Origin of the sequence: Kitasatospora sp. NPDC058048, assembly GCF_042885555.1 — a bacterium.
In the GTDB taxonomy this organism is placed as follows: Bacteria; Actinomycetota; Actinomycetes; order Streptomycetales; family Streptomycetaceae; genus Kitasatospora; species Kitasatospora lactacystinica.
Window position 1 is genome coordinate 1 of the sequence record NZ_JBHVRT010000092.1, and the last position, 6074, is coordinate 6074.

The window sequence follows — 6074 nt, forward strand, 5'->3', positions numbered from 1 at the left end:
CCTCGACGCCGGCAGCAACAACGTCGCCACCGAGACCGTCACCCTCACCTACGAGGACATCACCGTCGAGTAGCCCCGAGCGCGCCGGCCCCCGCAGGGCGCCGGCGCGACGAGAGGTCGTACGCCATGAACGCGGAACAACCACGCCCCGACCAGCACGCCGCGGCCACCGGCACGCTCGTGACGGAGTACGCCTTCACCCTGCCGCGGGGCCTGGTCGACGACTCCGGCGCCGTCCACCGGGACGGGCGCATGCGGCTGGCCACCGCCCGGGACGAGCTGGCGCCCCTGGTGGACCAGCGGGTCCGCGACAACCCCGCCTACCTGGGCATCGTGCTGCTGAGCCTCGTGGTGACGGAACTGGGAAGCCGGACGGCCGTCCGCCCCGAGGACATCGAGCGGCTGTTCGCCGAGGACCTGGCCTACCTCCAGGAGCTCTACCAGCGGATCAACGGCGACACCGGCCGGGTCGTGACCTGTCCGGGGTGCGGAACCCGCATCGCCACGGGCGGTGGTGCCCCGGGGGAATCGTGACGCCTCCACCGGAACACCTCCGGGAGGAGGTCGCCTACCTGGCGTACTACCTGCACTGGGGTCTGGAGGACCTGCTGCACATGGAGCACGAGGTGCGTCGGCAGTACGTCCGGGAGGTGGCACGGATGAACACGCGGATCAACCGTGGGAGTGGGTACGGATGGCCCGGCTGAGCTCATCCGATCGACGGACGGCTCCGGCCCCGCACGGCGCGGCGCCGACCGGGCATGACGGCCGGTCGCCGGTCGGCGATCTCGGCGCGTTCCGGCAGCGCCTGGCCGCCTGGCGACAGCTGCCCGTGACCACGGGCACGCGGATCGCGGTCCGGGCGATGCCCGTACGTGTCCCGGCGCCCGGAGAGCGGCAGCACCCTCGGGCGACCCCGTCGGCCGAACTGCCCTGTGCAGTAACCGTGTTCCCCGGTCTGCCGCCACAGCCGGCGCCGCCCGTCGTCCCTGCTGCACCTGCTGCACCCGCTGCACCCGCGCCACTGCCGGGCGTCCGGCCGGCCCCGGCCGGCGTCCGCCCCGCCGATGCGCGGCCCCCCGTCTCACCTGAGCGCCCGCCCCGCACCGACCGGTTGCCGCCCGCACCGGCTCCCCGGGACACCGCCGCCCCTCCACCGGCGGATCACCGGATCTCCCCCGTCGCCGAGCACACCCCTGCCGCCACAGCGCCGCCGCGGCCGCCACAAGCCCCACCGCCCGACCGGCCCGCTCCCGCCGGCGGCCGCCCGGGCCCGGACCCCGCCGTCGCGATGCCCCTGGTGATGCACCGACCGCCGCCGCACCCACCGTCCTTGCCCCCGGGTCCGTCCTCGGCGCCGATTCCCGCCCACGCGGCGGCGCAGCCCCGCCCCGCGCAACCCCGCCCGACCGCGGCCCGGCCCACCGGCGCGCCCGGTGCCGGAATCACCGCGCCCGCACCCGCATTTCCTCCCCGGGGCCCGGTGCTCGCTCCGGCCGCGTCCCCGGCACCGGGGACGCCGAGCGGCCCGGGTGCACCGCCGGTGCTGCCCGAGGTCGGCCACGCGCCGCCGAGGCGCCCCACCCCGGCGGAAGTCGCCCTGCTGGCACGGGAGATCGCGCACCGCCACCCCGACGAGCTGGCCCGGGCCGTCGGCAGGTACCTGCGGACCCACGGCCGCGAGCCGTGGTGACCGTTCCTCACCACCATCCGTCCGCGCGGGCGCCGCAGGGCCCGCGTCCTCCGTCCGAAAGGGGCTCCCATGTTCCCCGTTTCCTCCTCCCCGCTGCCCCTGGTGGCGGGCGCAGCCGATACGACGTTCGCCTCCGACTGTCGTTTCCGGGTCACCGTCGGCCCCTCGGCGCTGGGCACCTTCGCGACCTGTGACGGCCTCGGGTGCACGGTGGAGTACGAGGAGCGGCGGGAGGGCGGCGTGAACGACCACGTGTGGAAGCTGCCCTCGCGCGTCGTGTACTCCAACGTGGTCCTGACCCGGCCGGTCGGGCGTTCCTCGCCGTTGGTGTGGGCCTGGATCGCCGCACAGGTCCATCGCCGGATCCCGCTGCCCGGCGAGATCGCCGTGCTCGACGAGACGGGACGGCCGCTGGTGCGGTGGGCGCTGATCGGCGTGCTGCCGGTGCGCTGGTCGGGGCCGTCGCTCAGTGCCGCGTCGTCCGCCGTGGCCACCGAGACGCTGGAGATCGCGCACCAGGGATTCATCGAGGTCGCGCTCTGACTCGACGGGGCCGTCCCGTTCGCGCGCGATGGCTCCACGAGGAGAAGGAAGGACAGGTCCATGTCGTTGTCGTCCCAGCTCGGGGCACTGGTCCATGCCGTGCTGATCCTGTTCGACCCACCCCTGACGGGAGGTGCCGCACCCGGCCCCGAACGAGGCCGGCTGTCTCTCCAGTTCAACCCGGAGCAGTTGGAGGTCCGTCGCAGCGCTTCGTGGGGGCGCAGCGACGCGCCGGCCCTCATGACCCCGCCGCCCCCGCAGTTCCTGGGGTCGGATCCCACCTCGCTGGGGGTGCGGCTGTTCTTCGACGCCACCGCCGAGCACGGCCGCGGGGTGGAGCGGTCGGTCACCCGTCTGCTGGAGTGCTGCCGTCCCGAGCCGCACCGGGCGTCCGACCGGAGTCCTTCGCCGCCGTGGGTGCGCCTGGCCTGGGGCAGCGCGCGGACCACGTCCTTCACGGCGATCGTCCGCCAGGTGAGCGTGACCTACACGCTGTTCGACCCGGAGGGCACCCCGCTGCGGGCGGAGGCGTCCCTGGAACTGGAGGAGGTCGGCGGCGCGCCGGCCCGTCAGAACCCCACCTCCGGGGGCCTCGGCGCCGCGCAGGCCCGGGCGGTCCACCAGGTGGTGCAGGGCGACACGCTGGCCCATCTGGCCGCGCGGTACTACGGCGATCCCACGATCTGGCGGGTGATCGCCGAGGCCAACGCCGTCGACGACCCGCTCGGCGTACCGGCGGGAGCGGCGCTGATCGTGCCGCGACCGCCTGCGGGAACCGGTTCGGCGGAGGGGACGGGAGATGGCTGAGAAGGTCTACGGGACCCGGCCCCGCACGGCCGAGGCCGCCATCGCGTTCGCGCCGGCGCTGCCCCGCGAGGAAGCGGCCTGGGCGGAGGCCTTCACCGTGCCCGACGGTCGGCGCCCGGTGGAGACAGTGGTCGTCACCCACGTCAACCGGCCGCACCGGGCAACCCTGCGTTTCCTGGATCCCGACCACCGCGCCGTCGCGGAGCTCGGCGCCGGGCTGGGCGCGGGAGTCCGGGTGACAGCCTTGCGGGACGCGGAGCCTGCGCCGGTGCCGCTGTTCACGGGCGAGGTCGTCGGCCTCGGCAGCGTGGCCGACGTCGAGTCGAGGACGGGCGCGTGCACGGTGGTACGGGCCGCCGACCGCGGCTACTGGCTGGCCCTGCGCCCGCGGGTGACAGCGTTCCGCGGGCAGCGCCTCGCCCAGGTCGTCGAGGCCGTCGCCCGGCGGGCCGGCCTCCGGGCGGCTGTGACCGTCGCCGGGGGCGTGACCGAGGAGGTCTGCGTGGACCAGACCCTGGTGACCGACTGGGACTACCTCCAGGAACTCGCCCTGACCTACGACGCCCAGATCCGCGTCGACGGCTGGGCACTGACCTTCGGCCCCCTGCCCGGCGCGGTCGCGGCCCCGTCGACGGACACCGGCGAGGCGCAGAGCCCGTACGTGCTGCGCTACGGTTCCAACCTGCTCGACGTGCAGGCGTTCCTGGCGGACGAGGGCGACGTCAGCGTCCAGGTGCGCTCCTGCGAGGCCGACCGGCCGCTGACTCCCCCGGCCGTTGCGGCGGACACGACCCCGCACGCCGATCCGGGGCGAGCCCCGCGCGCCGGAGCCGGCGGCGGTCCGGCGGCGGCCGGCGGTTCGGCCACCGACCCGCTCGTGGTGCCCGGCATCCAGTTCACCGCCTACGACCAGGTGGCCCGCGCCACCCGCGGGCTGGCCGTGGAGGTCGCCGACACCCGCCTCACGGTGGAGGCGCAGGCCACCGGCTCGCCCCGGCTGAGCGCCGGGCGGCCGGTGGCCCTGGAGAACCTCGGGGTGCCGTTCACCGGCCGCTACACCATCGCCGAGGCCGAGCACGTCATCGACGGCCACGGCTACCGCACCCGGCTGTCGATCAACCGCACGCATCCGTCGGTGCCCAGCGTCCCCGGGACGCCGTATCCGCTCAGCGGCACCGCACCGGTGCCGGGGCCCGCGCGGGCCGAGGTCACCGCCGTGGAGCCGCCCGACGAGACCCGGTGCGGGCGCGTCAAGGTCAGATTCCCGTGGCTGGACGACACCTACGAGGTGTGGGCGGACGTGGTCCAGTGGAACCGCGGATCGCTCGTCCTGCCGGCGGAGAAAGACCTGGTGCTGGTGCAGTTCGAGCACGGCCGGCTCGACCGTCCCCTGGTCACGGGCTTCCTCGACAGCACCGGCGGCGGGCCGCCGTCGTGGGCCCGCCCGGCCGAGGGGACGCCACGCCGCCAGGGCGTGGGCGACCAGAACGGCACCGCCTACCTCGGCTTCACCGACGACGGCGAGCTGACGCTGTCCTCGGACAAGAAGATCACGCTGAAGGCCCCCACAGTGGAGATCAACTGACGCCCCGTCCGCCCGCCCCAACCCCTGAGCAGGACCGGAGTTCCCATGTCCACCACCACCCCCGCTCCCCTGGGCGGCGAGCACGTCGACCTGCTCATCGGCCAGGGCTGGGCGTTCCCGGCCCGGATCGACGACCATCGGATCGCGCTCGCCCGAGGGAGCGACGACATCGAGCAGGCCATCCGCCTGATCCTGCTCACCAACCCCGGAGAACGCCCCATGCGCCCGACCTTCGGCTGCGGGATCCACGCCCTGGTCTTCGCGCCCCTGGACGCCGACACGGCCGGCTCCCTGGACCGCGACGTCCGCACCGCGCTGGAGCGGTGGGAGCCGCGCATCACCGTCGAGGACGTCACCGCCGAGGTGGAGCCCGCTGCGGAGGGGCGGCTGGCCGTCCACCTCTCCTACCGCGTGAACGCCACCAACAGCCCCCGCACCCTCGTCGTCCCCTTCTACACCGTCCCGCCCGTCCAGGAAGCGGCCCTGACATGACCGAGCCGTTCCCTCCCGACCTGGACGACCTGCGCTTCCAGCCCTTGGTGGACGCCGCCAAGCAGCGCCTCCACGCCCAGGGCGCGACCTGGACCGACCACAACGTCTCGGACCCCGGCATCACCCTGCTGGAAGCCTTCGCCTACCACGTCGACCACCTCGGCTACCGCGCGAACCGCGTCCCGCGCAAGGCCGTCGTCGACGCGATCCTCGCCCTCGCGAAACCCGACCTCACCGACCCGGCCCCCGACACCCTGCTGCCCGCCCGCAGCGTCACGCCCGCCGACCTGGCGGACATCGACGGGGTCACCCTGAAGTGCGACGACACGCCGCACACCTGCATCGCCGTCGAGTACACGCCGAACCGTGCCGGCGACACCACGTTCTCGTTCCGGGTGGCACGATCCCGGCCCGGGGCGAAACCGGCGGACGACGTCTGCACCAGCGCGATCCGTGCCTACTTCACGAGCAACCATCGGGAGCTCCCGCTGGGCACGGAGTTCGGCATCCTCGCAGCCGGCCAGAAGAAGATCTCGATCACCGCGCAGGTCATACCGACCACCCCGGTGGACACCACGCTCAAGGACCGGCTCGAAGCGGCCGTTCGCGACTACCTCGGCGTCAGTGACTTCGCCCCGCCCCAACGCATCAGGCTGTGGCCCGTGGGGCGTCCGCTCTACGCCGAGGAGATCTACCGGCTGCTCGCCGGAATGCCCGGCGTCACGGAGGTTGCCTCCGTACAACTGGCACCCGCCGAGGCGGGCAACGACCAGTACGCCGATCCCGGGGCCGACGGGGTCTTCGTGGTGTCCGGTCTCTCGATCCAGCTCGTCACCGCGAACAGCCAGTGAGCATGCCGTCTAGACCCGTCCTTCGCACATAACGAGTTCGGATGATGTGGTGATGCGACCGGTATCCCGATGGGGTGCCGGTCGTTGAGCCTGGCGTGCCGAT

At 74.0% G+C, this 6074-nt stretch carries 8 protein-coding genes; all 8 read left to right on the forward strand.

Annotation, left to right across the window (positions count from 1 at the left end; all coding sequences use genetic code 11):
• Window positions 1–126: 126 nt before the first annotated feature.
• The 8 genes from ACFVVA_RS41980 (at window position 127) to ACFVVA_RS42015 (ending at window position 5971) form a co-directional block, all read left to right on the forward strand.
• Entirely contained in the window at window positions 127–534 is a 408-nt protein-coding gene (locus ACFVVA_RS41980; RefSeq protein ID WP_387695991.1) for a hypothetical protein, read from the forward strand.
• Entirely contained in the window at window positions 531–707 is a 177-nt protein-coding gene (locus ACFVVA_RS41985) for a DUF6760 family protein (RefSeq protein ID WP_387695992.1), read from the forward strand. The genes ACFVVA_RS41980 and ACFVVA_RS41985 overlap by 4 nt, the downstream gene beginning before the upstream one ends.
• An 836-nt stretch (window positions 708–1543) precedes the next feature.
• Complete coding sequence (locus ACFVVA_RS41990; RefSeq protein ID WP_387695993.1) at window positions 1544–1693, forward strand: hypothetical protein; 150 nt, start codon at window positions 1544–1546, stop codon at window positions 1691–1693.
• A 69-nt stretch (window positions 1694–1762) separates the two neighbouring features.
• Window positions 1763–2236: a phage tail protein gene (locus ACFVVA_RS41995; RefSeq protein ID WP_387695996.1), complete on the forward strand. Its 474-nt coding sequence runs from the start codon at window positions 1763–1765 to the stop codon at window positions 2234–2236.
• A 60-nt stretch (window positions 2237–2296) separates the two neighbouring features.
• Window positions 2297–3043, forward strand: coding sequence for a peptidase M23 (locus tag ACFVVA_RS42000; protein WP_387695998.1), 747 nt, complete (start codon window positions 2297–2299; stop codon window positions 3041–3043).
• Entirely contained in the window at window positions 3036–4628 is a 1593-nt protein-coding gene (locus ACFVVA_RS42005; RefSeq protein WP_387696000.1) for a phage baseplate assembly protein V, read from the forward strand. Before ACFVVA_RS42000 ends, ACFVVA_RS42005 begins: the two co-directional genes overlap by 8 nt.
• Window positions 4629–4673: 45 nt before the next feature.
• The gene (locus ACFVVA_RS42010) at window positions 4674–5120 is read left to right on the forward strand and encodes a GPW/gp25 family protein (RefSeq protein ID WP_387696002.1); all 447 of its coding nucleotides are present in this window, start codon (window positions 4674–4676) and stop codon (window positions 5118–5120) included.
• Window positions 5117–5971: a hypothetical protein gene (locus ACFVVA_RS42015; RefSeq protein ID WP_387696003.1), complete on the forward strand. Its 855-nt coding sequence runs from the start codon at window positions 5117–5119 to the stop codon at window positions 5969–5971. The genes ACFVVA_RS42010 and ACFVVA_RS42015 overlap by 4 nt, the downstream gene beginning before the upstream one ends.
• Window positions 5972–6074: the final 103 nt, after the last annotated feature.